Below are 18664 nucleotides of genomic sequence, written 5' to 3'. Positions count from 1 at the left end.
TATAGAGAGGTGAAGAAGATGACTATCGTTACAGGTAATATTGTGGAACTTAAAAAGCGAATTGCAACTTATATTGATGCGAATAAAGAAAGATATATAGGGATTAGTCATACCATACATGAGAACCCAGAAATCGGAAATCAGGAATTCTTTGCAGCTAAAACATTAACAGATATTTTAGTTGAGGAAGGCTTTGACGTTGAAAAAGATATAGCCGGGCACCAAACAGCGTTTATCGCAAAGAAACATGGTAGAGTTAAAGGACGGACCATTGGATTTTTAGCGGAATATGATGCGTTGCCTGGAATTGGGCATGCATGTGGCCATAATGTGATAGGCGCCACCAGTATTGCTGCTGCAATTGGTCTAAGTAAAGTAATTGATGAAATTGGTGGGAATTTAGTTGTATTAGGAACACCAGCTGAGGAAGGTGGACCTAATGGCAGTGCGAAAGGAAGTTTTGTAAAGGGAGGGCTTGTTGACCAGCTTGATGCTGCAATTATCGTACATCCAGGTGCCGAAACTAGTCTAACGTCACCAAGCTTAGCTGTAGATCCATTAGATTTCGAATTTCTTGGGAAGCCAGCTCATGCATCAGCGCATCCAGAAGAAGGAATAAATGCATTGGATGGTGTGATCCAATTGTTTAACGGGATAAATGCTTTACGTCAGCATGTACCAAGTGATGTACGTATTCATGGAATTATTACAGATGGTGGTCATGCTCCTAATGTGGTTCCTGAATATGCAAAGGCACGATTTTTCATCCGAGCAGCATCGAGAAATACATTAAATGAAGTAACTGATCGGGTTAAGTCGATTGCTGAAGGAGCGGCTTTAGCAACTGGTTCACAGCTGAAGGTTACCCCATTTCAAAATGAGGTCGATAATTTTATTATAAATCGTAGTTTTGATGACGTTTTTAAAGAAGTCGTCGAAGAATTAGGGGAGACAGTTAACACAGAAGAAAGAAAAACGTTGGGATCAACAGATACAGGAAATATTAGTCAGATTGTTCCAACAATCCATCCGCATATTAAAATTGGTTCTAGTGACTTAGTTGGTCATACCGTAGCCTTTCGTGAAGCTGCTAAATCAAAGCAGGCTGATGAGGCTCTCATTGTTGCAGCCAAGGCATCCGCATTTACTGCTTTAAAGCTTATTACCGATAAAGCAGTCTATGCACGTATTTATGAAGAATATGTTGAAAGAACTCAAGCATAATAGGGATAATGGGAATATGGGGGAATGAAGATAACATTCTCATTTCCTCCATAATTTTTAACGATTCAACTAGCCTTTTTGGATCCAGAGTGTTCGGTTATCCGCATACAGTAATTTCTCTATTGAATTGAACTTTCACTTTGTTTATAGAGGTTTTTAGTGATAAGCATGTATGAAGTGAATTCAAATATACACATCTGTAAATGACGGAAATTTCCGAAATGGATTATTGTCATTGACAAGCTTATTTATGCATGGTATATTATATTTTGTTGTCACGGAGGTATACCCAAGTCTGGCTGAAGGGATCGGTCTTGAAAACCGACAGGGGTGTAACAGCCCGCGGGGGTTCGAATCCCTCTACCTCCTCCATTTATAAAATAGCGCATAAAATTTTGGAGATAAAAAAACCGTTACCATGTAGCGGTTTTTTTCGCTGTATATGGAAACGGAATTGTTGAAGTTTGCTTATTTCGTTTCTTTTATAAATGATTCGAGAAGTTTACGAGGAAGTGCAAAGCTTTCATTAGCTATTTTTAATAATTGTAAATCGTTGTCTTCACCTTCCTGTGCTTTTATATGGTTCACTTCATTATGTAATTGTTCCATTCGTAAATCGAGGTCTGATGCTACTTTCGCAGCATCCGTTAATTCTTTTGATAAATGATCAGGAATTACTTTATTATACTTATAGTAAATCTTATGCTCAAGACTTGCCCAAAAATCCATAGCAACGGTACGAATTTGAATTTCTACATATACATGTTCTTCACGATCTGACATAAACACAGGTATCGAAAGAATAAGGTGGAGACTTTGATAACCGGTGGATTTAGGATGTTTTATATAATCTTTACAGGAAATCACGGTTATGTCCTTTTGCTGCTGAATCATTTCGCTAACGCGATAAATATCAGAAATAAACGAACAAACAATACGAATACCTACAATGTCATGGATATTTTCTCTAATGGATTCAAGTGAAATATCTAGATTTTTTCGGTACATTTTTTTTAGAATACTTTCTGGAGATTTTATCCTTGATTTAATATGCTCAATCGGATTATAGTCATGGAAATGCTGAAATTCCTCCTGAAGGATCTGAAGCTTTGTGTTAATTTCATCAAGACCAAATTTATAGGTCATCATAAAACGTGTCATTTGATCGCGAATTTGTTTAAGCTGCTGAATTTGATTTATTGAATTAGCCATGTTAGCCCTTCTTTCCTTGATGATTATTTTTAGTTTAGCTTAATTTAACCTAAATTACACGTTTTCTTGACATTTGAAGCATTTCAGCATATAGTACATATCTAACCAAATAATATTTTAAAAAGGCAGTGATTGGACCAGTAATGCAGCGGGCGTACGAAAGAGAAAGGGATCCATCGGCTGAAAGATCCCAGACGTAAACGACTTGTATGAACCTATCCAGGAGCCGTTAGAATAAAAACTGACCGCAGATGAAGACTGTGTTAACAATAAAAGCTGGGCATAGGTTAGCTATGTCAATTTAGGTGGTACCGCGGAAATGCTCTTTTCGTCCTTATTTGAAGGATGAAAGGAGCTTTTCTTTTTGGAAAAACAAATAAGTAGTAAGTATCTAACGGAACGTATTGAATTTAATCTAGGAGGTAATTGGAAATGGATAAAAAAATCGCATTCATCGGAGCAGGATCAATGGCTGAAGCAATTATATCAGGAATGGTTCGGGCAGAGATCGTAGATAATAATCATATTTCAGTAACCAATCGAAGTAATCAGGAGCGAATTTCTCGACTAGAGAAAAGGTATCAAATTAATAGCGTAATGGATAAAGAAAAGATAACAACAGATACAGACATAATTATTTTGGCTACCAAACCATACGATATAGAGCAAGCCATCGATTCTATTAAGGACTATATTACAGCGAATCAATTAATTATATCTGTAACAGCAGGTATTTCTACTACAGCTATAAAACAATTTATCGGTATAAACGTACCAGTTATTCGAGCAATGCCAAACACTTCAGCATCTATTGGTGAATCTGCAACTGCTATCTCTGCTGGAAAAGGTGTAAGTAAGGATCATGTTCAGGAAGCAGTTACGCTATTTAATACGATTGGAACAACGGTAGTAGTTGATGAGGAAGATATGCATATGGTAACAGCAATTTCTGGAAGCGGCCCGGCGTATATTTATTATTTGGTAGAAGCAATGGAAAAAGCAGCCGTTGATTCTGGGTTGCATAAGGATACGGCAAAGGCTTTAATTGCCCAAACAATTCTTGGGGCTGGTGAAATGCTTAGCCAATCTGAAGATACAGCTGATGTATTACGAAAAAAAATTACGAGCCCAGCAGGAACAACGCAAGCGGGTCTAGAATCTTTAAAGAAGAATGGATTTCAACAAATAATCATCGAGTGTGTGCAAGCAGCACGGGATCGATCCATAGCGTTAGGGAAGGAATAATAAGGAGGTACAGCAATGCCGAGTTGTGCTCATTGCGATAAGAACTGGAACTATATGGATACATTAAAGCGTTCCTTTCGAATGAAAATGAAGTGCCCGTATTGTGAAGAAGCGAATTACCTATCAGCGAACAGCAGAAAGAAAAGTAGTATGACATCTCTAATCTTATTACCCTTGATTTTAATAGGTAATATCTATTTAAATCTTTCTATACCTTATGTGATTTTAATTGGACTGCTTTTATTGATTAGTATCGTGACGACAACACCGTTTATGATTGGCTTAAGCAAAGAAGAGGAACCATTGTGGTAAGGGTAAGCTTGATCAGGAAGTTTATATAGATAGAAACTTCAAATTATGTTTAGAAGATAAAAATAAATAACAACGAACGATAATTAGTTAAAAGAAATTAATTATCGTTCGTTCTTTGATCAGAATCATTCGTTTAGCACCTGAAATCAGCGAGACTCCGGCGGGAACAGCACGAGTCCGAAGATCCACGTGGTAACGTGTTTTTCTTTACCAAGTTAGCTGAGGCCGTGCCCGCAGAAAGAGCGTATATTTTCACGGTGCGGCGATGATACTCCTATTAATAACATGATTATTCGTAGTTTGAGAAAAAGAAGTTATGTTTTGTACCAACTCTTTTTAATTCCTATTTCATTAACTCTCTCGATTTCCATCTTCTAGATTGCTGAATAAAATGTCCAATCTTCTCTAGAATAGGTTCAATAGAATTTTCCTGCTTCATCAAATCATAATCAGATATATTAATCCTTAGGATTGGACATGCATTGAAGTTATTAATCCATTCTTCATAACGCTTGTACATTTCCTCCCAATAGGAAATTGGTGTACTTTTCTCCATTTCACGCCCACGTTCTTGAATACGTGCTAGCACTTCATCAAAGGATCCCTCCAAATAAATGAGTAAGTCAGGATGCGGGAAGTATGGTGTCATGACCATTGCTTCAAATAGGTTTGTATATGTTTCATAATCCGTTTTTGACATCGTTCCATTATCATAATGCATTTTTGCGAAAATTCCTGTATCCTCATATATGGAACGATCCTGGATGAATCCACCACCGTATTCAAAGATCTTTTTTTGTTCTTTAAAGCGTTCTGCTAAGAAGTAAATTTGTAAATGAAAGCTCCAGCGTTCAAAATCAGCATAGAACTTCTCAAGATAAGGGTTTGTATCTACTTTCTCCAGCGATGTTTTAAATTTAAGTGCTTTTGCTAATGCGTTTGTCATTGTTGACTTCCCTACCCCGACAGTACCAGCAATGGTAATAATACTGTCATTTGGAATAAGATATTTTTCTCTTAAATGCATGATTGTGTTCCCCTTTAACCTTTTCTCGCCTCTTCAGCGACTTTTTTAAGCTGTACATTGACCTGATTAATGATACTGTCTAGATCATTTTGATAGCGGACAAAATCCATCTCGTCTCCATTAATACGGATAACGGGAATAGTTGGATGCATGAGCTCGAATTCATTCATGTAATCCTCATAATCCTGAGACAGCTGTGCAAGATAAGATGGCTTAATGTTTTGTTCTATCTCTCTTCCGCGTTGATGAATTCTTTGCAAAATGGTATCCAAGCTTGCATGCAAATAAATCATCATATTTGGAACGGGCATATCTTTTGTTAAAATATGATAAATCTGTTCGTACTTCTCAAATTTATCAATTGGGAGTGTCCGTCTTGCAAATATCATGTTTTTCGATATATGATAATCAGCTACTACTGATTTATTTTTGCTTAAAAATTTTGTATCAATGTCCTCTAATTGTTTAAATCGATTGCATAAAAAGAACATTTCTGTTTGAAAACTCCATTCCTCAATATCATCATAAAATTTTCCGAGAAATGGATTTTCCTCCACAATTTCCTTTAATAAGTGAAAATCAAAATGTGAGGAAATTTTTTTGGCAAGCGATGTCTTTCCAATACCAATTGGTCCTTCAATTGCAATAAAAGGAACTCCTGCCATAGCTTCATCCTCCAATCCATAACTACCTAAAACAGATGTATTATATTTTATCATACAAGTTAAAGCAGTACCATGTATAATTTCGTATAGTACTTTTCAAGGTCGTTGTAATTTTGTATAATGGATAGTGCTGGATTAGAAAATCCAATTCTATATCAAGCATGAATTGGAAGAATTTTATTGATAATTTCATTGTTATCTAGTTTTCTTACTTATGCAATCATGCCCCCGTAGCTCAGGGGATAGAGCATCGGTTTCCTAAACCGTGTGTCGCAGGTTCGAATCCTGCCGGGGGCGTAGCTTTATGGGCTTTCATTTTTGAAATTGGTCACGAATTGGTCACATCACCTTTAAAACCAGAACTATTGTTCTTGTTTTCTTGTTGTTTTTTAAATGCGGATTCTAAACTTTCCGCAACCGCCTCTTGCATGTTAGGGAGCATGTGAGAATAAGTATCTAGTGTAACTTGTATAGATGAATGCCCAAGACGTTCTTGTACGATTTTAGGATGAACGCCTAACACAAAGAGCATAGAAGCATGAGTGTGTCTTAAATCGTGAAACCTTATTTTATTCAACTTTGATTGCTTTATGGATCTTCGAAACGCTCTACCGAGATTAGAAGGTAATACATGAGTACCTATGCTAGTTGCTACAACTAAATTATTATCAATATATGAGTCTCCAGCATTCATCTTAATTCGTTTCTGTTCATTAAGATGTTTTTTTAATTCAAATACATCGGAATCGGATATTGAAATAGAACGGTAACTGGAGTTATTTTTCAAGTCTGCAATATGATAATTGTTTTCTTCTGAACGTTTTAAAGACCTTTTTACATATATCATCTTATTAGAGAAGTCTACACAATCCCATTTAAGACCTAATACTTCACCTTGCCGCATACCTGTAAATGAAGCTATATACCAAGCAATATAGAATTGCTCGGTTCTTGTATCATTAATAAATTTCGATAATGATTCTATGGACCAATATTTCATTTCTTTCTTCCGAACTCTGGCCGGTTCTGCAGCTTTAGCTACATTTTTATTTATATCACCTAATTTTGCACCGTAATCTAATGCATTGGATAAAATACGATGGATATGGTGCACAGATCGTTCTGATAATTTGTTATCTAATAATGAGTCATAGAACCGTTGTACTTGCCTAGCATTTAATTCATGAACTCGGATATCTCCAATTGCAGGCTTAATGTGATTATTGATATTTCCTTTATAGTGTAAATATGTACTATGTACCACTCTTTTTCTTTTGTGCTCCAACCAACTGTCTAAATAATCACCTAATGTCTCTGTAGTAGGTTCAACATATCCACCACGATTTAATTCCACTATCATTTCATTCATTGCCGCACGAGCTTTCTTTTCGCTAGTGAATCCAGATACTCTTTTTTGCTTACGTTTTTTAGTAACAGGATCTCTTCCGACATCAATGACAAAGGAATATTTATTGCCACGTTTAATAATAGATCCCTTCATGATTTGTATCCTCCTTTGGCAATACTCTTTTAGGTATTTCCACATATTTTACTAATTCACCAATTAATTGATTATCTACTACTGCAATTTTCGAGAATACAGGTAGTTCAATAGTTTCTTTCTCTTCGGATAGATTATGTGATTGCTGCTTGTCCATGAATTATCTCCCTTTGCTTTTTATTTTTATATATTTCTAATCTTTTGCAAGCAAAGTCATAATCGACGTTAAATAGCTGCATAACATCACATACTGTATAGTTGTACAGCTTGTCTAACATAAAAGTAGGTACACAAAAGTGATACGCAAAGTTATTTGCTTGCCATTCCTGAAGTTCTACAAATAAAGGGTGCATACTAACTTGCAAACCACAATGCATGAGACAATGACCTAACTCATGACCAAAATCCATCCACTCCTGTCTTTTAGTACGCTTTTTTAAACTTATCTCATTTTCAAATCTAAATACTTTATTTTCATCATAAGTAATTTCTACCCCTAGTTTTTTTGCAATCTTGTGCATTTCTAAGCCTGTAGGATCCTTTACTCCAATTGATGTGTATAGTTTATAAACTAAATCTTCAAGGCGTGAATACAAACTACAACCCCCTAGTTAATAGAATGTATGTTCTGTTGATGGTTAAAAAAGAGAGATGTACTTGGTGTACACCATTTTCGTTTAATCGAATGCACTCTCCATCCCAGTATGAACTTTAACTGATGGTGGTAATTCACCATCAAGATAATTTCTAGATATTTCCCCAACATATGTACCAACTTTCTCGGAATTATCTACTTTAGTACTATATTCACCTGCGATTAATTCGTTTATAGCAAAACTTACTGATTCAGCTAGTTTATTTAGTTCTTTTACAACAGGGAGATTGGAGTCGTATTTATCTTCTATATCTAAAACTGCTATATTTACATCAGTAAGCGCCTCGTCTAAAGCCTTTTGTTGCTCCTTACTTCCGGTTTCATAAGTATCTACCATTAAATATTTTCCTGTCATTTGTTCCATGTAGGACAAAATTGCTGACTCTAACATTTTATCTTGTTTTTCTTCGATTTCTGCATCACTTGTGTTTGATTCTTCTTTTAACGTCTCATTTGATTCACAACCAATTATTACTACAAAAAACATTAACACGAAAAATATCTTTTTCAATTTCATCCCCCTTTATTTCTTCTGACTCTTCTTAAATTTAATATACTCATAAACTTCCTTCATTTCCTCAGCTGTTAAAGACTCCATGTCTTTAAACATTAAATCTATATCTGGGAATTCTTTAGAAATCTTGTTTTTATAATAGACTAAACCGTCTTCTTCATTTTTGTGTCCAAGTAAATAATCGGTCGAGACTTCGTATAAAACAGCCAACTTCTTCAAAGTTTCTGTATCAGGGTCACGATAATCTCTTTCATAGTTTGATAAAACCGCATTTGTGATACCAATTCTTTTAGCCACATACATTTGCGACCAATTACGTTTTTCTCTTTCCTTCTTTAAACGAGTTCCAAGACTCATATACATCACCATTTCCATTGATCTACATACAGTTTACACCAAATAAACGCTTTGTTTAATAAAATAAACGAAAAGTTTAAATAAACTATTGACTTTAAACTTAATGTTGATATAATAAGAAATATGAAATTCAACTTTACGTTTAAAAAAGGTGGTGAAAAGATGCTATTACACGAAAAAATTAAAGCTATAAGAAATTTTAAGGGTATTAAACAAAAACCGATTGCCGATGCCTTGAATATGACGGTACAGTCCTATAGTTATAAAGAAAGAGGTAAACGCTCTATTACTACTAATGAATTGGAATTAATCGCTAAACAATTGGAAGTACCTATCTCAATTTTTTTTGAAGATAACTTCAACGTAAAGTTTAATGAGATAGTGCCAAAACAAGCAATCTAGGGAGTGAACTTAATGAATGCACAAAAATTCTATGATGAATGGAAAGAACTCGTTCAACTTAGTAAATTAATCAATCTGCGGAAAAAGGAATTGAAAAAGATATTAAAAAGTCTCGAAAACAACTACCGTCCTATGAGATCGCCTGAATCTCTTAAAAGAGAAATGGAAATGGCTGAGCGTTATAAAAACGGTGAAACACTACAAGAAATCGGTGATCATTACGGGCTAACCAGAGAAAGAGTTAGGCAATTGATTAACAAAGTCGGTGTTTCAGGAAAATCAACTGGACGTTATCCAACTAAGGAGGTAATAAAATGAATCAATTAACAAAAATATTTGATGATCAGCAATTAACCATTGTTAGTAATGGAGACAGTCACGAATTTCTACTTAAAGATTTATGTAACATATTAGAACTTGGTCAAGTTGCAGGTGTGAAAAGGCGTTTAGATAAGGACGTGATTACTAATCACCCCCTTAAAACAGCTGGGGGAACACAACAAGCAACATTTGTTAATGAAGATGGTCTATACGATGTCATCTTGGACAGTCGAAAACCAGAAGCGAAACGATTTAGAAAGTGGATTACATCGGAAGTGCTTCCTTCCATCAGAAAACACGGCGCATATGCAACACCTCAAACAATCGAAAATATCATAAGTGATCCGGAATTCGGTATTCAACTTCTTTCTAGTTTAAAGCAAGAAAGAGAAATGAGGTTCTACCTAGAGAAACAAAAGAAATTAGATGAACCATATACAACATTCGGTAAAGTAGTTTCTAACTCTGACGCATCTATTAATGTAGGAGCGTTCGCAAAAATGATGTACGACGAACACAGCATCAAAATTGGTAGAAACAAAATGTTCCGTTGGTTAAGGGATAAGGGTTATCTAATTAAAACAGGTAGAGAAAAGAACAACCCTAAACAACAATTTATAGAACAAGGATTGTTTGAAACTACTGTTTCACTTGTTAGTCGCACACATGGTGATGTTGAAACTCTAACAACTTTAATAACAGGTAAGGGTCAAGTGAAACTTGCTGAAAAATTAATTCAAGAGTTTGGAGTGGCTGTCTAATGAAAGAAATCAGTTTAACAGTCACTAAACTAGAAAACATGGCGAGCAACCTTCCGAATATGACGGAAGAAGAAAAAACGGAAGCTTTAAACTATATTTTCTATGTTCAAAACAACCAATTTAAAAGGCTAACGGAACAATTCAACAGAATTCTGAAAGTTTCTGAACAACAAAATGAGTACATTACCTATTTAGAGAATAAGCAGCAGGTGTTTGAAAGTTTCATCAATGACAATCAATTGCAAAAAAGATTTGAACTCTATACCAGATCTAAGGAGGCTATGTAAATGTCATTTGAAGACACAATACGTCAAATTGTCCGTGAAGAGAACGAGAAGCACTTAGCGAACATCAAAGAACTTCTCGATTCCTACACTCACGAAGATACACCTAAGACTCTATCAGTCAAAGAAGCTGCTAAAATATTAGGATTTGGCGTTACCAAGACTTACGAAATGATTAAACAGGCTGAACACACAGGGTTTCCATATCTTAAAGATGGTTGTAAGGTCAGAATTCCATATCAAGCACTAATTAACTGGATGAATCAACGTGCTAAACAAGTAATCTAGCAATCTACCGAGTGGGGGTCGGTAATTACATTATAAATCAAGCTAAATGAATATACTGGTCGCCCTTGGAACATGTTCCGCCATGGAACCGAGGGAGGTGAGAAACATGGAATTGGGTACAACTTTACGTCGAATGAGAAGAAATGCAGGATTCAGTCAAGAGAAGTTTGCAGAACGGATGCACATGTCTCGGAGCAATATCTCTAAGTTAGAAGGAAATAAGTTAGAGATTAGAGGCAAGGACCTCATTCGCTGGGTACAAGAGACGAGCTCACAGGACATTTTAATAGCCTTGCTCTGCAATATAGACATTGCAAGCGCAACACAGATAGTAACAGAATCATTAAAGTTAGTTGGCACTATCCTACTAGGAGGTCTTATATGAAGGAAGCAAAGGATTGCTATGTAGCTGTATACGGTTTAATCATATTGTTCTTTATCATTATTCATTACTTTTAGGAGGGATTCTATGAATCTAGAAAAACATTTCCTGCCAGATGATATTAAACGAGCAAGTGAAGAATACTGGTGCGTCATGGATTTGCTAAGCATGATTATGAAATTAACTAACGAAGGGAATATCGCAAAAGCAAAACATCTTTCTACTGATCTAACTAAGTCACTACATGAATTGGAACAAATGAGCAGCAAGAAATACAAAGAAGATAAACTCCATACACTGGTGCAGGAATTAGCACATCGAGGTGTTGACGTTGAAGTAGTAAGGGTGCGTCTACATGAGCGATAAACAAATAGATTGGTTTTATAACTGTCTAGGAATCGTGATGGTAATTGTTTGGTTTTTCTTACTTATCAACTATTAGGAGGTTAAAACATGCGAGCAATAATAGATTTCAAAGGTAAGCAATATCCAGTGTTAAATATCTGGTGGAATGAAGATGGAAGCATTGCGAATTTAAGCTTCGATGATGAAAATGGCGATCTTCAAACAATTTTTAACCATAATTACGATCTTAAAAACATGATCACATGGGAGGAAGTAGAGTGAATCACCCAGCTGTCGAAAGAACATTGCGTACAGGCTATCCAGCAATGAACTACCGCACAAACGAATATTGCGTGGACATGCTTGGTAAAACGGTATGTACTGGCGATGACATTCTAGTCTATGAAGATTCATTTTTCTTAGCCGGAGCACTGACCGAACGAGAAAAGGAGATCTTGGAATTACTAGGTGCAACTTATGAAGAAGCGCAATAAAAAGAACCCACTGCAATGGGCTCAATAAAAATGATCGGTGAAAATCATTAAATTATGACTTTATTATACTTCACCGATCCGATTAGGACAAGGGAGGAATAAATAATGACAGTAAAAGAATTGATCGAAGAATTACTTGAATATGATATGGACCATGAAGTGCAGGTGCAGGTTGAAACTGATGATGATACAAATTTTGCGGAATTCGGGCTTGGTGATAACCCTAATTTAAAAGAAGTATATTTGGCTGTTGATTTTGAAGGAGAAGTACTCATTGACAAAGCTAGATTAGAGGAATTAGAAGAACTGGAAGAAATGGAGGAATAAATTATGGTTACATCATTTGTCGATGAATACAAGTTATATCGCCAAAACGGTTGTGCTGACACCAAAGCATTTGGTCTTGTAGCTGCACGAATAGCGTTAAGTGGTACACATGCGGATTTAAAGGCAGTACATGATTTATATATAGATGATCTTATTAATGACAGTCAAAATTCTATTAATCAATTGGAGGGTATGAATTATGAGCGAATTACAAATGCAGTATCAGCAGTCTAACAATACAGGGGTTACAGCACAATCTTCTTCAAGTCGAGAAATGGAAGAGGTAAAGGGTCAAATATTTATGGCTCGCCAGTTTCCGAGGGATGTTTTTCAGTCAGAACAACGCATTTTGGATGCCTGTAAACGACCAGCCTTAGCAGAAGTGGCGGTTTATAGATATCCAAGAGGTGGGTCAAAAGTTGAAGGACCGTCTATAAGATTAGCGGAAGTATTAGCACAAAATTGGGGGAACCTAGCATTCGGTGTGAAGGAATTAGAACAACGTCCTGGTGAATCTGTGGCTATGGCTTATGCGTGGGATTTAGAAACGAACGTGCGACAGGAAAAAGTATTTACTGTTAAGCATTCACGAAAAGCTAATGGCTCTGTTCAAAAACTTACGGATCCTCGTGATATTTATGAAATGGTAGCAAATCAAGGGGCTCGACGAGTACGCTCGTGTGTCCTATCCATTATTCCTGGTGACATTACAGAAAAGGCTACAGAGGAATGTAATAGGACTTTACAAGGAAACAACAAGGAACCTTTAAAAGAGCGTTTAGCGAATGCTCTATCAACCTTTAAAGACAAGTATCGTGTCACAAAAGAACAGATAGAAGAACACATGGGCTACAACATATCAGCATTTACCGAACGTGATTACGTTGATCTTATCAAGATATTTACATCTTTAAGAGACGGAATGAGCAAGCCTGATGACTGGTTCAAAAAAGAGGTCAAAAATAAGCAAGAATCGAAGCTGTCAGAAGCTTTTAAAGCTGATGAAAGTAAAACTACGAATAAGCAAGAAAACGAGACAGACAAGCCTAAAACAGAGGAAGTGAAGGCTGATGACGACGAAGGAACACAGCAAGAAATTGACTTCGAATAATTACTATTCTCTTGAAATGGACAGGAAATATATGTCTGTATCGCAATTTAAACGTTTTATAGAATGCGAAGCTAAGACTATGGCTTATTTGAAAGGTGAATACAAGGAGCCGACTTCCAGCGCAATGCTGGTCGGTTCCTATACACATGCAGCATTTGAAAGCGAAGAAGCATTTAATCAGTTTATAGAAGAAAATAACGGATCTATCTTTAAAAAACGTGGTGGCAAATACCAAGACTATGAACAAGCTGATTTGATGATCGAATCTTTAAAGAATGATCCCTTTGCCATGTTTGCTATGACTGGTGAAAAAGAGCAAATATATACAGCAAACTTATTTGGAGTCGACTGGAAATGCAAGATTGACAACATTAACCATCAACATCATTTTCTTTCGGATTTAAAGACTACACAGGACATTCATAAACGCTATTGGAGCGAGAAATACGATGGTTGGGTGTCGTTTATCGAGCGGTGGGATTATGTGTTGCAGATGGCTATTTATCGCAAGATTATCGAACAAAATACAGGTTATCTGTATACACCTTACGTTGTTGCTGTAAGTAAAGAAAAACAACCAAATAAAGCTGTCGTGTATTTTGATGAAACTCGGTTTGATTTTGAGTATGAATATACAGAAGCAAAAATGCAACGAATTATGGAAGTTAAAAACGGTGAAGTGGATCCAGTTAGCTGTGGGAAATGTGATTATTGCAAGAGCAAGAAGAAGTTAAATGGAGTAATTGAAGTTGGAGAATTGATCTATGCATAATAAATCAAATGTGCGTCTTCCAGAACATCTCTGGGAGACTGCACAAGACCAAGAAGAATTAAAACAACTGATATTACAGTATATGGAGCGTTACGAGGGTTATACCGTTTTAAAGGTTAAAGGCAGATTTGCTATTTGTGAGATTAATAGGTAAGTGGGGAGAGATTCAGTAATGAGTGATGTGAAGTGGATAAAGCTAAGTACAAATATGTTTGAGGACGAAAAGATCAGGCTTATTGAACAGATGCCAGAAGCTGACACCATCCTCATTATTTGGGTCAAGCTTCTATCACAAGCAGGAAAAACAAATGCAAGTGGTTATATCTATTTAAACGAGAATATACCATACACAGATGAAATGCTTGCAACGATATTTAATAGGCCGATTGGAACTGTAAGACTTGCTCTAGAAACTTTTAAGAGTTTTGGGATGATTGATATAGATGATAACTCATTTATAAGTATTGCTAACTGGGAGAAACACCAAAACATTGAAGGCATGGAGCGAATTCGATTACAAAACAGAGAACGTAAAAGGCGTCAAAGAGAAAGGGAAAAGAAACGATTGGGACATGGTAGTGTGACGTCACGTGACAGTCACGCAACAGAAGAAGACAGAGAAGAAGAATTAGAAAGAGATATAGATAAAGAAAGAGAAAAAGAACAACAACAAGAAAAAGAAGTAGCTGCCATATCTCAGTTTTGGGATAACAACGGATTTGGTTTCAACAACATTCAAGGGAAAAAACAGTTGTTGTCGTGGTTAGATGATTCTTCTTTCAAAAAGCCTAGTGAAATGATACTGAAAGCTCTAGAAATAGCTTGCTCTGTTAATAAACGGAGATTGAATTACGTGGAAGGTATATTAAGAAACTGGCAGAACGAATCAAAATTATCGATAGAGGAACTAGAAGAGGAGGAAAGCAATAATGTCACAGGGATTCGCGGACGTAGGGGGAGCTATTCAAAAAATAATAGATCGGGCACAAGCTATGAGCAAGCAAAGCGAGAACTCGACGCAGCAGAAAGAGCCTTTGGAGGACATTAATTGTTTAGATTGCAGAGACACAGGCATGTTGATCGAAAAAGTGGAGGAAGAATTAAAACTAAAAGGACAAGAGCCTATGAAGATCCTCAAAGATGTAGGCAGGCCTTGCCACTGTGTTAAGCAGAAAAGCTTAAAAAATAGGTTTAAAAATGCACTAATTCCTGATGAATTTAAGGATGCCCGATTTGATAACTATGTCCTAGAAAGTGATGTACAAAAAACATTATTTAAAGCCATCAAAGACTATCTAGAGGACTTTCCAAACATTATTGAAAATAAGCCAGAACATAACAGCATAGGATTTATGGCTTCATTTGGAGAAAGTCGAATTCGTGCAATGAATGCCGAGGATCGTTATCAGGCTAAAGCTGAACATAATAACTTCGGACTCGGCAAAACACATTTACAAATGGCTGCGGCTAAGTGGATATTAAACCGCATTCGTGTAAGGGATGAAATTGCACCAGGTCAGAAATCGAAATTTGATCGTGGTTGCAGGGTGCTTTGTGTATCGGACGTTACTTTTATGGATGATCTTACTAGCGCAAAAATGGCAAGTGATGGTGGAGAAACCCTTAATAAATTAACAGAAAGCGCACTACAAGCTGATGTACTGGTTTGGGATGATCTAGGAAAATCAAAGCATTCGGAATCAAAAGAGGGTCTCTATTACAAAATTATCAATGAGCGGTACTTACACAAAAAGCCAATTATATTTAGTTCTAACGAAGATACAGGAACCTTAGCGGATAAGATCGGTTATGCTGCATCAAGTAGATTGCTAGGAATGTGCGGAGATTATTTATATAAAGTCGAAGGCAAAGACTATAGATTACGGAAAGGAGCTTGAACATGCAACACACAGAATGCGCCACTTGTGGCAGAAGGCTAAAGGATAAAAAGAGCATTGAGCGTGGCTATGGTCCTGTCTGTTATGAAAAGCATTTGCAAGCATTGAAAGACGAAGAATTCGAAAAGAATCAAATGACTATTTATGACGTGATAGAAGGTGAATCCCATGTGTAAAACCTGCAACAACACAGGGGGAATTGCATATCGGACAAGCTGGGGCATTGAATTTAAACCCTGCCCAGATAATCACTGTGACTTTTCTCGGGATGATAGCGATATTGAACGGTTGCAGGCATGGCTGGATAGCTTGGACAGGAGTAAGTCGGCGTGAATACCGCAAGCGATAAGAATATTCCTCTACTTCCTAAGAAAGGCAATTATAGATTTATCTTGGAAGATTTGGAACTTGCTTTCAGTGAAAAACAATTAAAAAACATCGTGAGCCAATGGGAATACGGTAGAAGCATTGAAGATATTGCAGAAATCAACTCCAGGAATCCACATGAAATATTTTTAGCTCTGTATGATCAAGCACGAAAAGAAAATATAAAACGTCCGTTTGCTTATCGGATTGGGAGGTCTAGGGATGAAAATAACAGTAAATGAACAGCCGCAACAGTTTTACTTGGCATTTAAAGAATGGACTCCAGCTGTAGGTCATGAAATACAAGTTGGGAAATACCGTTTTTGCGCAATAGTGATAGGAAATAAAATTAATGTTTCTGAGGTTACGACTGGTGCTAGAGTCTTAAATATCCCTTTTGATTTTGCGACTCTTTTGATCACCGGAACTAAAGAGGATACAATTAAATATTTTTATTCAATTGGTGAATCTATTAAACGAGCTATCGAAAAGAGCAATGATGTTGATGTGATGATATCGGAAATGCAGGAAATAGCTTATGAGCGTTTAGGAGAAATGCCAGAAATCAAGAACGTAGATGTGGAGGTTTAGGGATGGATAACAGAAAGATAGATCAATTAGTTGCTTTACGATTATTAGGATATACAGAGATAAAGAATGATGTGGGAACAACTACTTGGTTAGTTGACGAGCCAAACGAGCAATCGTTCTTCTTTCTTGGTAACGAAAGAGAATTTTCACCTTCTGAACGAATAGAAGATGCTTGGCAAGTGGTTAAGGAACTTAGAGAAAATTATTTCGAGATATCAATAACGATTGGAGAAGACATTATTAACGTAGAGGTGTCTACTACAATTGATGATCCGAAGAAAGTCTATTATGCGTATCAACAGGAAAGTTTACCACTAGCAATATGCAAAGCAGCACTAAAAACAGTAGGTGTGGAGGTATAAGGATGGATAAAATATGCGAAACACATGGACGGTTAAGGTGCAGCGAGTGTAATTATGTAGGAGAGTTAGAAGAACGTGTGAAAGAGTTAGAGAAAGATAATAAGCGATTGAGCGACTTGAATCATTACAATAATTTACCAGCCATGAAGTCAATGGTTGAAGAGATTGAACAATATAAACAGATTTTGGAGTTTTATGCGGATGAGGATAACTATTTTAGACGAGTGATTCCTCCAGTTATTGAATCAGAAGTTGTACAAGATAAGGGAGAAAAAGCACGTAAAGCATTGAAAGGAGTAGAGGGATGAACGGACAAACAGACCCAAGAATGTTTACTAGCATTCATACCAAAATAGGCAAAAATAAAAGAATCAGTACGATCTACAGGAAGTATGAAAATGAAAATTTCACGTCTTGGCGATGGGAAACAATTGTTTGGGATGGTGACAAAATTATAGACATGGCTGAAACGGGGGACATCAATCAAGTATTAGAAAAACATATAGAGTTCTTTGGAAAGTATTCATAAATAACCCTCCCTTAATGGGAGGTAAAGGAGGAAATGGAATGAGGAAGATTAAAGTAAGAGGTCTATCAATTGAACCATTAGCGAATGGCGATAAGTGGATTACGGATGATGATGAATACCATGATATTTATATAAATCACGCTGACAGGCTGGCGTATATACAAAATCATCCTGTGCATTATGAATCCATTAGTGAGTACACAGGATTAAAAGACGTTGAACAATTCGAAGAACCCAAAGAATTATATACAGGCGACATAGTTAGTATGCATCAGTTCTTGTTTGATGGAAATGAAGTGGAAAACGAAATAATTGGTGTTCTTGATTACGACGAGGAAGTCGCTGCTGTTTGTTTAACTGAAATAAATAATAATTATATTCAAAAATACATGGGGTACGAGAATGACGAAGTTGGATTTAAACGAGAAAAAATTCCAGTGTGTATGTTCTACGGATTACATGAATGTAGCTGGACTTATCTAGGCAATATACACGAACACCCACACCTACTAGAAGAAGGCGTAACGTCAGAGGAGGAAATGACGTGAAGGCATACCAAACCGAGGAACAAAGTAAAACAGCACATGTCATAGACCAATTAGCCAAGTTTGATTATTACGATGTAAAAGGCAAGTCTTACGAAGAATTAAGGCATAAATTGGCTACTTTAAAAGCAATGAATATTGAAGATAAATCACCTCATGCTGGGTGGTTCTGAT

General features: G+C 36.4%; 35 protein-coding genes and 2 tRNA genes. 29 read left to right on the top strand and 8 right to left on the bottom strand.

All coding sequences use genetic code 11. The annotated features are described in order from the left end of the window. The first annotated feature begins 18 nt into the window (after positions 1–18). Both ABDZ84_RS01505 and ABDZ84_RS01500 read left to right on the top strand, forming a co-directional pair. Positions 19–1224: a M20 family metallopeptidase gene (locus tag ABDZ84_RS01505; protein WP_281949777.1), complete on the top strand. Its 1206-nt coding sequence runs from the start codon at positions 19–21 to the stop codon at positions 1222–1224. Between the two features lie 279 nt (positions 1225–1503). Then, positions 1504–1596 (top strand) — tRNA-Ser (locus ABDZ84_RS01500). 96 nt (positions 1597–1692) lie between these two features. Here ABDZ84_RS01500 and ABDZ84_RS01495 read toward each other — a convergent pair. Next, positions 1693–2436 (bottom strand): GTP pyrophosphokinase, encoded by a 744-nt coding sequence (locus ABDZ84_RS01495; RefSeq protein WP_026679916.1) that lies wholly within the window; start codon positions 2434–2436, stop codon positions 1693–1695. Between the two features lie 432 nt (positions 2437–2868). Between ABDZ84_RS01495 and proC the strand changes: the two genes are divergently transcribed. Both proC and ABDZ84_RS01485 read left to right on the top strand, forming a co-directional pair. Continuing rightward, positions 2869–3681, top strand: a complete 813-nt coding sequence (proC, locus tag ABDZ84_RS01490) for a pyrroline-5-carboxylate reductase (RefSeq protein WP_034678423.1) — start codon at positions 2869–2871, stop codon at positions 3679–3681. Between the two features lie 15 nt (positions 3682–3696). Continuing rightward, positions 3697–3993, top strand: coding sequence for a TIGR04104 family putative zinc finger protein (locus tag ABDZ84_RS01485; protein ID WP_026679914.1), 297 nt, complete (start codon positions 3697–3699; stop codon positions 3991–3993). A 343-nt stretch (positions 3994–4336) separates the two neighbouring features. Here ABDZ84_RS01485 and ABDZ84_RS01480 read toward each other — a convergent pair whose 3' ends face one another. Beyond that, positions 4337–5020 (bottom strand): deoxynucleoside kinase, encoded by a 684-nt coding sequence (locus ABDZ84_RS01480; RefSeq protein ID WP_026679913.1) that lies wholly within the window; start codon positions 5018–5020, stop codon positions 4337–4339. A gap of 14 nt (positions 5021–5034) precedes the next feature. Next, on the bottom strand, positions 5035–5685 hold the full coding sequence (locus tag ABDZ84_RS01475) for a deoxynucleoside kinase (protein ID WP_034678421.1): 651 nt from the start codon (positions 5683–5685) through the stop codon (positions 5035–5037). Between the two features lie 224 nt (positions 5686–5909). Here ABDZ84_RS01475 and ABDZ84_RS01470 point away from each other — a divergent pair. After that, positions 5910–5982, top strand: a tRNA-Arg gene (locus tag ABDZ84_RS01470). A 31-nt stretch (positions 5983–6013) separates the two neighbouring features. On the opposite strand, the gene ABDZ84_RS01465 is transcribed toward ABDZ84_RS01470, so the two are convergent. From ABDZ84_RS01465 to ABDZ84_RS01445, 5 genes are all read right to left on the bottom strand, one after another. Beyond that, positions 6014–7186, bottom strand: coding sequence for a site-specific integrase (locus tag ABDZ84_RS01465; RefSeq protein ID WP_343779625.1), 1173 nt, complete (start codon positions 7184–7186; stop codon positions 6014–6016). After that, the gene (locus ABDZ84_RS01460; protein ID WP_343779623.1) at positions 7167–7343 is read right to left on the bottom strand and encodes a hypothetical protein; all 177 of its coding nucleotides are present in this window, start codon (positions 7341–7343) and stop codon (positions 7167–7169) included. The genes ABDZ84_RS01465 and ABDZ84_RS01460 overlap by 20 nt, the downstream gene beginning before the upstream one ends. Further along, positions 7321–7782: an ImmA/IrrE family metallo-endopeptidase gene (locus ABDZ84_RS01455; RefSeq protein ID WP_343779622.1), complete on the bottom strand. Its 462-nt coding sequence runs from the start codon at positions 7780–7782 to the stop codon at positions 7321–7323. The genes ABDZ84_RS01460 and ABDZ84_RS01455 overlap by 23 nt, the downstream gene beginning before the upstream one ends. A gap of 81 nt (positions 7783–7863) precedes the next feature. Next, entirely contained in the window at positions 7864–8352 is a 489-nt protein-coding gene (locus ABDZ84_RS01450; protein WP_343779620.1) for a hypothetical protein, read from the bottom strand. A 12-nt stretch (positions 8353–8364) separates the two neighbouring features. Next, entirely contained in the window at positions 8365–8712 is a 348-nt protein-coding gene (locus tag ABDZ84_RS01445) for a helix-turn-helix domain-containing protein (protein ID WP_343779618.1), read from the bottom strand. A 162-nt stretch (positions 8713–8874) separates the two neighbouring features. On the opposite strand from ABDZ84_RS01445, the gene ABDZ84_RS01440 reads away from it, so the two are divergent. From ABDZ84_RS01440 to ABDZ84_RS01325, 24 genes are all read left to right on the top strand, one after another. Continuing rightward, positions 8875–9114, top strand: a complete 240-nt coding sequence (locus ABDZ84_RS01440; protein ID WP_343779616.1) for a helix-turn-helix domain-containing protein — start codon at positions 8875–8877, stop codon at positions 9112–9114. Positions 9115–9126: 12 nt separating this feature from the next. Then, positions 9127–9432: a sigma factor-like helix-turn-helix DNA-binding protein gene (locus tag ABDZ84_RS01435; RefSeq protein ID WP_343779612.1), complete on the top strand. Its 306-nt coding sequence runs from the start codon at positions 9127–9129 to the stop codon at positions 9430–9432. Beyond that, positions 9429–10196, top strand: coding sequence for a phage antirepressor KilAC domain-containing protein (locus ABDZ84_RS01430; RefSeq protein ID WP_343779610.1), 768 nt, complete (start codon positions 9429–9431; stop codon positions 10194–10196). Before ABDZ84_RS01435 ends, ABDZ84_RS01430 begins: the two co-directional genes overlap by 4 nt. After that, positions 10196–10483 carry a hypothetical protein gene (locus tag ABDZ84_RS01425; protein ID WP_343779608.1) on the top strand — a complete coding sequence of 96 codons (288 nt, stop codon included), beginning with the start codon at positions 10196–10198 and terminating at the stop codon, positions 10481–10483. The genes ABDZ84_RS01430 and ABDZ84_RS01425 overlap by 1 nt, the downstream gene beginning before the upstream one ends. Continuing rightward, positions 10484–10768: a helix-turn-helix domain-containing protein gene (locus tag ABDZ84_RS01420; protein WP_281949768.1), complete on the top strand. Its 285-nt coding sequence runs from the start codon at positions 10484–10486 to the stop codon at positions 10766–10768. A gap of 106 nt (positions 10769–10874) precedes the next feature. After that, complete coding sequence (locus ABDZ84_RS01415; RefSeq protein ID WP_343779605.1) at positions 10875–11153, top strand: helix-turn-helix domain-containing protein; 279 nt, start codon at positions 10875–10877, stop codon at positions 11151–11153. A gap of 84 nt (positions 11154–11237) precedes the next feature. Further along, positions 11238–11516, top strand: coding sequence for a hypothetical protein (locus ABDZ84_RS01410; protein WP_343779602.1), 279 nt, complete (start codon positions 11238–11240; stop codon positions 11514–11516). An 87-nt stretch (positions 11517–11603) separates the two neighbouring features. Continuing rightward, positions 11604–11777: a hypothetical protein gene (locus ABDZ84_RS01405; protein ID WP_343779600.1), complete on the top strand. Its 174-nt coding sequence runs from the start codon at positions 11604–11606 to the stop codon at positions 11775–11777. Beyond that, positions 11774–11989 (top strand): hypothetical protein, encoded by a 216-nt coding sequence (locus ABDZ84_RS01400; RefSeq protein WP_343779597.1) that lies wholly within the window; start codon positions 11774–11776, stop codon positions 11987–11989. The genes ABDZ84_RS01405 and ABDZ84_RS01400 overlap by 4 nt, the downstream gene beginning before the upstream one ends. A 105-nt stretch (positions 11990–12094) precedes the next feature. Then, positions 12095–12316: a hypothetical protein gene (locus ABDZ84_RS01395; RefSeq protein ID WP_343779594.1), complete on the top strand. Its 222-nt coding sequence runs from the start codon at positions 12095–12097 to the stop codon at positions 12314–12316. Between the two features lie 3 nt (positions 12317–12319). Beyond that, a complete protein-coding gene (locus tag ABDZ84_RS01390; protein ID WP_343779592.1) occupies positions 12320–12550 on the top strand; it encodes a hypothetical protein in 231 nt (76 codons plus the stop codon). After that, on the top strand, positions 12516–13427 hold the full coding sequence (locus tag ABDZ84_RS01385) for a hypothetical protein (protein ID WP_343779589.1): 912 nt from the start codon (positions 12516–12518) through the stop codon (positions 13425–13427). Before ABDZ84_RS01390 ends, ABDZ84_RS01385 begins: the two co-directional genes overlap by 35 nt. Then, a complete protein-coding gene (locus ABDZ84_RS01380; RefSeq protein WP_240455753.1) occupies positions 13387–14199 on the top strand; it encodes a PD-(D/E)XK nuclease-like domain-containing protein in 813 nt (270 codons plus the stop codon). Before ABDZ84_RS01385 ends, ABDZ84_RS01380 begins: the two co-directional genes overlap by 41 nt. Beyond that, on the top strand, positions 14192–14353 hold the full coding sequence (locus tag ABDZ84_RS01375; protein WP_343779586.1) for a hypothetical protein: 162 nt from the start codon (positions 14192–14194) through the stop codon (positions 14351–14353). The genes ABDZ84_RS01380 and ABDZ84_RS01375 overlap by 8 nt, the downstream gene beginning before the upstream one ends. An 18-nt stretch (positions 14354–14371) precedes the next feature. Next, positions 14372–15247 (top strand): phage replisome organizer N-terminal domain-containing protein, encoded by an 876-nt coding sequence (locus ABDZ84_RS01370; protein WP_343779583.1) that lies wholly within the window; start codon positions 14372–14374, stop codon positions 15245–15247. Then, a complete protein-coding gene (locus tag ABDZ84_RS01365; protein ID WP_343779580.1) occupies positions 15129–16097 on the top strand; it encodes a DnaA ATPase domain-containing protein in 969 nt (322 codons plus the stop codon). Before ABDZ84_RS01370 ends, ABDZ84_RS01365 begins: the two co-directional genes overlap by 119 nt. A 2-nt stretch (positions 16098–16099) precedes the next feature. After that, positions 16100–16273 (top strand): DUF6011 domain-containing protein, encoded by a 174-nt coding sequence (locus ABDZ84_RS01360; protein WP_162986467.1) that lies wholly within the window; start codon positions 16100–16102, stop codon positions 16271–16273. A 153-nt stretch (positions 16274–16426) separates the two neighbouring features. Beyond that, positions 16427–16705, top strand: coding sequence for a hypothetical protein (locus ABDZ84_RS01355; RefSeq protein WP_343779576.1), 279 nt, complete (start codon positions 16427–16429; stop codon positions 16703–16705). Beyond that, positions 16686–17054, top strand: coding sequence for a hypothetical protein (locus ABDZ84_RS01350; protein WP_281949756.1), 369 nt, complete (start codon positions 16686–16688; stop codon positions 17052–17054). The genes ABDZ84_RS01355 and ABDZ84_RS01350 overlap by 20 nt, the downstream gene beginning before the upstream one ends. A 2-nt stretch (positions 17055–17056) precedes the next feature. Continuing rightward, a complete protein-coding gene (locus ABDZ84_RS01345) occupies positions 17057–17416 on the top strand; it encodes a BC1872 family protein (protein ID WP_343779573.1) in 360 nt (119 codons plus the stop codon). A gap of 2 nt (positions 17417–17418) precedes the next feature. After that, positions 17419–17724: a hypothetical protein gene (locus ABDZ84_RS01340; RefSeq protein ID WP_343779570.1), complete on the top strand. Its 306-nt coding sequence runs from the start codon at positions 17419–17421 to the stop codon at positions 17722–17724. Next, positions 17721–17945 carry a hypothetical protein gene (locus ABDZ84_RS01335; protein ID WP_343779567.1) on the top strand — a complete coding sequence of 75 codons (225 nt, stop codon included), beginning with the start codon at positions 17721–17723 and terminating at the stop codon, positions 17943–17945. The genes ABDZ84_RS01340 and ABDZ84_RS01335 overlap by 4 nt, the downstream gene beginning before the upstream one ends. A gap of 38 nt (positions 17946–17983) precedes the next feature. Then, the gene (locus ABDZ84_RS01330) at positions 17984–18493 is read left to right on the top strand and encodes a YopX family protein (RefSeq protein ID WP_343779564.1); all 510 of its coding nucleotides are present in this window, start codon (positions 17984–17986) and stop codon (positions 18491–18493) included. Beyond that, a complete protein-coding gene (locus tag ABDZ84_RS01325; protein WP_162986447.1) occupies positions 18490–18663 on the top strand; it encodes a hypothetical protein in 174 nt (57 codons plus the stop codon). The genes ABDZ84_RS01330 and ABDZ84_RS01325 overlap by 4 nt, the downstream gene beginning before the upstream one ends. Position 18664: the final 1 nt, after the last annotated feature.

This window comes from Virgibacillus salarius, from assembly GCF_039521925.1.
GTDB lineage: Bacteria > Bacillota > Bacilli > Bacillales > Amphibacillaceae > Virgibacillus > Virgibacillus salarius.
Note: the sequence above shows the minus strand (reverse complement) of the source record. Positions and strands in the feature narration are given on the sequence as shown.

Excerpts from the sequence above, each read along its gene's own strand:
- ABDZ84_RS01495 (WP_026679916.1), bottom strand. The coding sequence starts at position 2,436 with ATGGCTAATTCAATAAATCAAATTCAGCAGCTTAAACAAATTCGCGAT.
- ABDZ84_RS01405 (WP_343779600.1), top strand. The coding sequence starts at position 11,604 with ATGCGAGCAATAATAGATTTCAAAGGTAAGCAATATCCAGTGTTAAAT.
- ABDZ84_RS01410 (WP_343779602.1), top strand. The coding sequence starts at position 11,238 with ATGAATCTAGAAAAACATTTCCTGCCAGATGATATTAAACGAGCAAGT.
- ABDZ84_RS01445 (WP_343779618.1), bottom strand. The coding sequence starts at position 8,712 with ATGAGTCTTGGAACTCGTTTAAAGAAGGAAAGAGAAAAACGTAATTGG.
- ABDZ84_RS01420 (WP_281949768.1), top strand. The coding sequence starts at position 10,484 with ATGTCATTTGAAGACACAATACGTCAAATTGTCCGTGAAGAGAACGAG.
- ABDZ84_RS01435 (WP_343779612.1), top strand. The coding sequence starts at position 9,127 with ATGAATGCACAAAAATTCTATGATGAATGGAAAGAACTCGTTCAACTT.
- ABDZ84_RS01485 (WP_026679914.1), top strand. The coding sequence starts at position 3,697 with ATGCCGAGTTGTGCTCATTGCGATAAGAACTGGAACTATATGGATACA.
- ABDZ84_RS01465 (WP_343779625.1), bottom strand. The coding sequence starts at position 7,186 with ATGAAGGGATCTATTATTAAACGTGGCAATAAATATTCCTTTGTCATT.
- proC (WP_034678423.1), top strand. The coding sequence starts at position 2,869 with ATGGATAAAAAAATCGCATTCATCGGAGCAGGATCAATGGCTGAAGCA.
- ABDZ84_RS01340 (WP_343779570.1), top strand. The coding sequence starts at position 17,419 with ATGGATAAAATATGCGAAACACATGGACGGTTAAGGTGCAGCGAGTGT.
- ABDZ84_RS01360 (WP_162986467.1), top strand. The coding sequence starts at position 16,100 with ATGCAACACACAGAATGCGCCACTTGTGGCAGAAGGCTAAAGGATAAA.
- ABDZ84_RS01335 (WP_343779567.1), top strand. The coding sequence starts at position 17,721 with ATGAACGGACAAACAGACCCAAGAATGTTTACTAGCATTCATACCAAA.
- ABDZ84_RS01330 (WP_343779564.1), top strand. The coding sequence starts at position 17,984 with ATGAGGAAGATTAAAGTAAGAGGTCTATCAATTGAACCATTAGCGAAT.
- ABDZ84_RS01395 (WP_343779594.1), top strand. The coding sequence starts at position 12,095 with ATGACAGTAAAAGAATTGATCGAAGAATTACTTGAATATGATATGGAC.
- ABDZ84_RS01430 (WP_343779610.1), top strand. The coding sequence starts at position 9,429 with ATGAATCAATTAACAAAAATATTTGATGATCAGCAATTAACCATTGTT.
- ABDZ84_RS01425 (WP_343779608.1), top strand. The coding sequence starts at position 10,196 with ATGAAAGAAATCAGTTTAACAGTCACTAAACTAGAAAACATGGCGAGC.
- ABDZ84_RS01440 (WP_343779616.1), top strand. The coding sequence starts at position 8,875 with ATGCTATTACACGAAAAAATTAAAGCTATAAGAAATTTTAAGGGTATT.
- ABDZ84_RS01385 (WP_343779589.1), top strand. The coding sequence starts at position 12,516 with ATGAGCGAATTACAAATGCAGTATCAGCAGTCTAACAATACAGGGGTT.
- ABDZ84_RS01475 (WP_034678421.1), bottom strand. The coding sequence starts at position 5,685 with ATGGCAGGAGTTCCTTTTATTGCAATTGAAGGACCAATTGGTATTGGA.
- ABDZ84_RS01505 (WP_281949777.1), top strand. The coding sequence starts at position 19 with ATGACTATCGTTACAGGTAATATTGTGGAACTTAAAAAGCGAATTGCA.
- ABDZ84_RS01375 (WP_343779586.1), top strand. The coding sequence starts at position 14,192 with ATGCATAATAAATCAAATGTGCGTCTTCCAGAACATCTCTGGGAGACT.
- ABDZ84_RS01390 (WP_343779592.1), top strand. The coding sequence starts at position 12,320 with ATGGTTACATCATTTGTCGATGAATACAAGTTATATCGCCAAAACGGT.
- ABDZ84_RS01345 (WP_343779573.1), top strand. The coding sequence starts at position 17,057 with ATGGATAACAGAAAGATAGATCAATTAGTTGCTTTACGATTATTAGGA.
- ABDZ84_RS01380 (WP_240455753.1), top strand. The coding sequence starts at position 13,387 with ATGACGACGAAGGAACACAGCAAGAAATTGACTTCGAATAATTACTAT.
- ABDZ84_RS01370 (WP_343779583.1), top strand. The coding sequence starts at position 14,372 with ATGAGTGATGTGAAGTGGATAAAGCTAAGTACAAATATGTTTGAGGAC.
- ABDZ84_RS01460 (WP_343779623.1), bottom strand. The coding sequence starts at position 7,343 with ATGGACAAGCAGCAATCACATAATCTATCCGAAGAGAAAGAAACTATT.
- ABDZ84_RS01415 (WP_343779605.1), top strand. The coding sequence starts at position 10,875 with ATGGAATTGGGTACAACTTTACGTCGAATGAGAAGAAATGCAGGATTC.
- ABDZ84_RS01480 (WP_026679913.1), bottom strand. The coding sequence starts at position 5,020 with ATGCATTTAAGAGAAAAATATCTTATTCCAAATGACAGTATTATTACC.
- ABDZ84_RS01365 (WP_343779580.1), top strand. The coding sequence starts at position 15,129 with ATGTCACAGGGATTCGCGGACGTAGGGGGAGCTATTCAAAAAATAATA.
- ABDZ84_RS01350 (WP_281949756.1), top strand. The coding sequence starts at position 16,686 with ATGAAAATAACAGTAAATGAACAGCCGCAACAGTTTTACTTGGCATTT.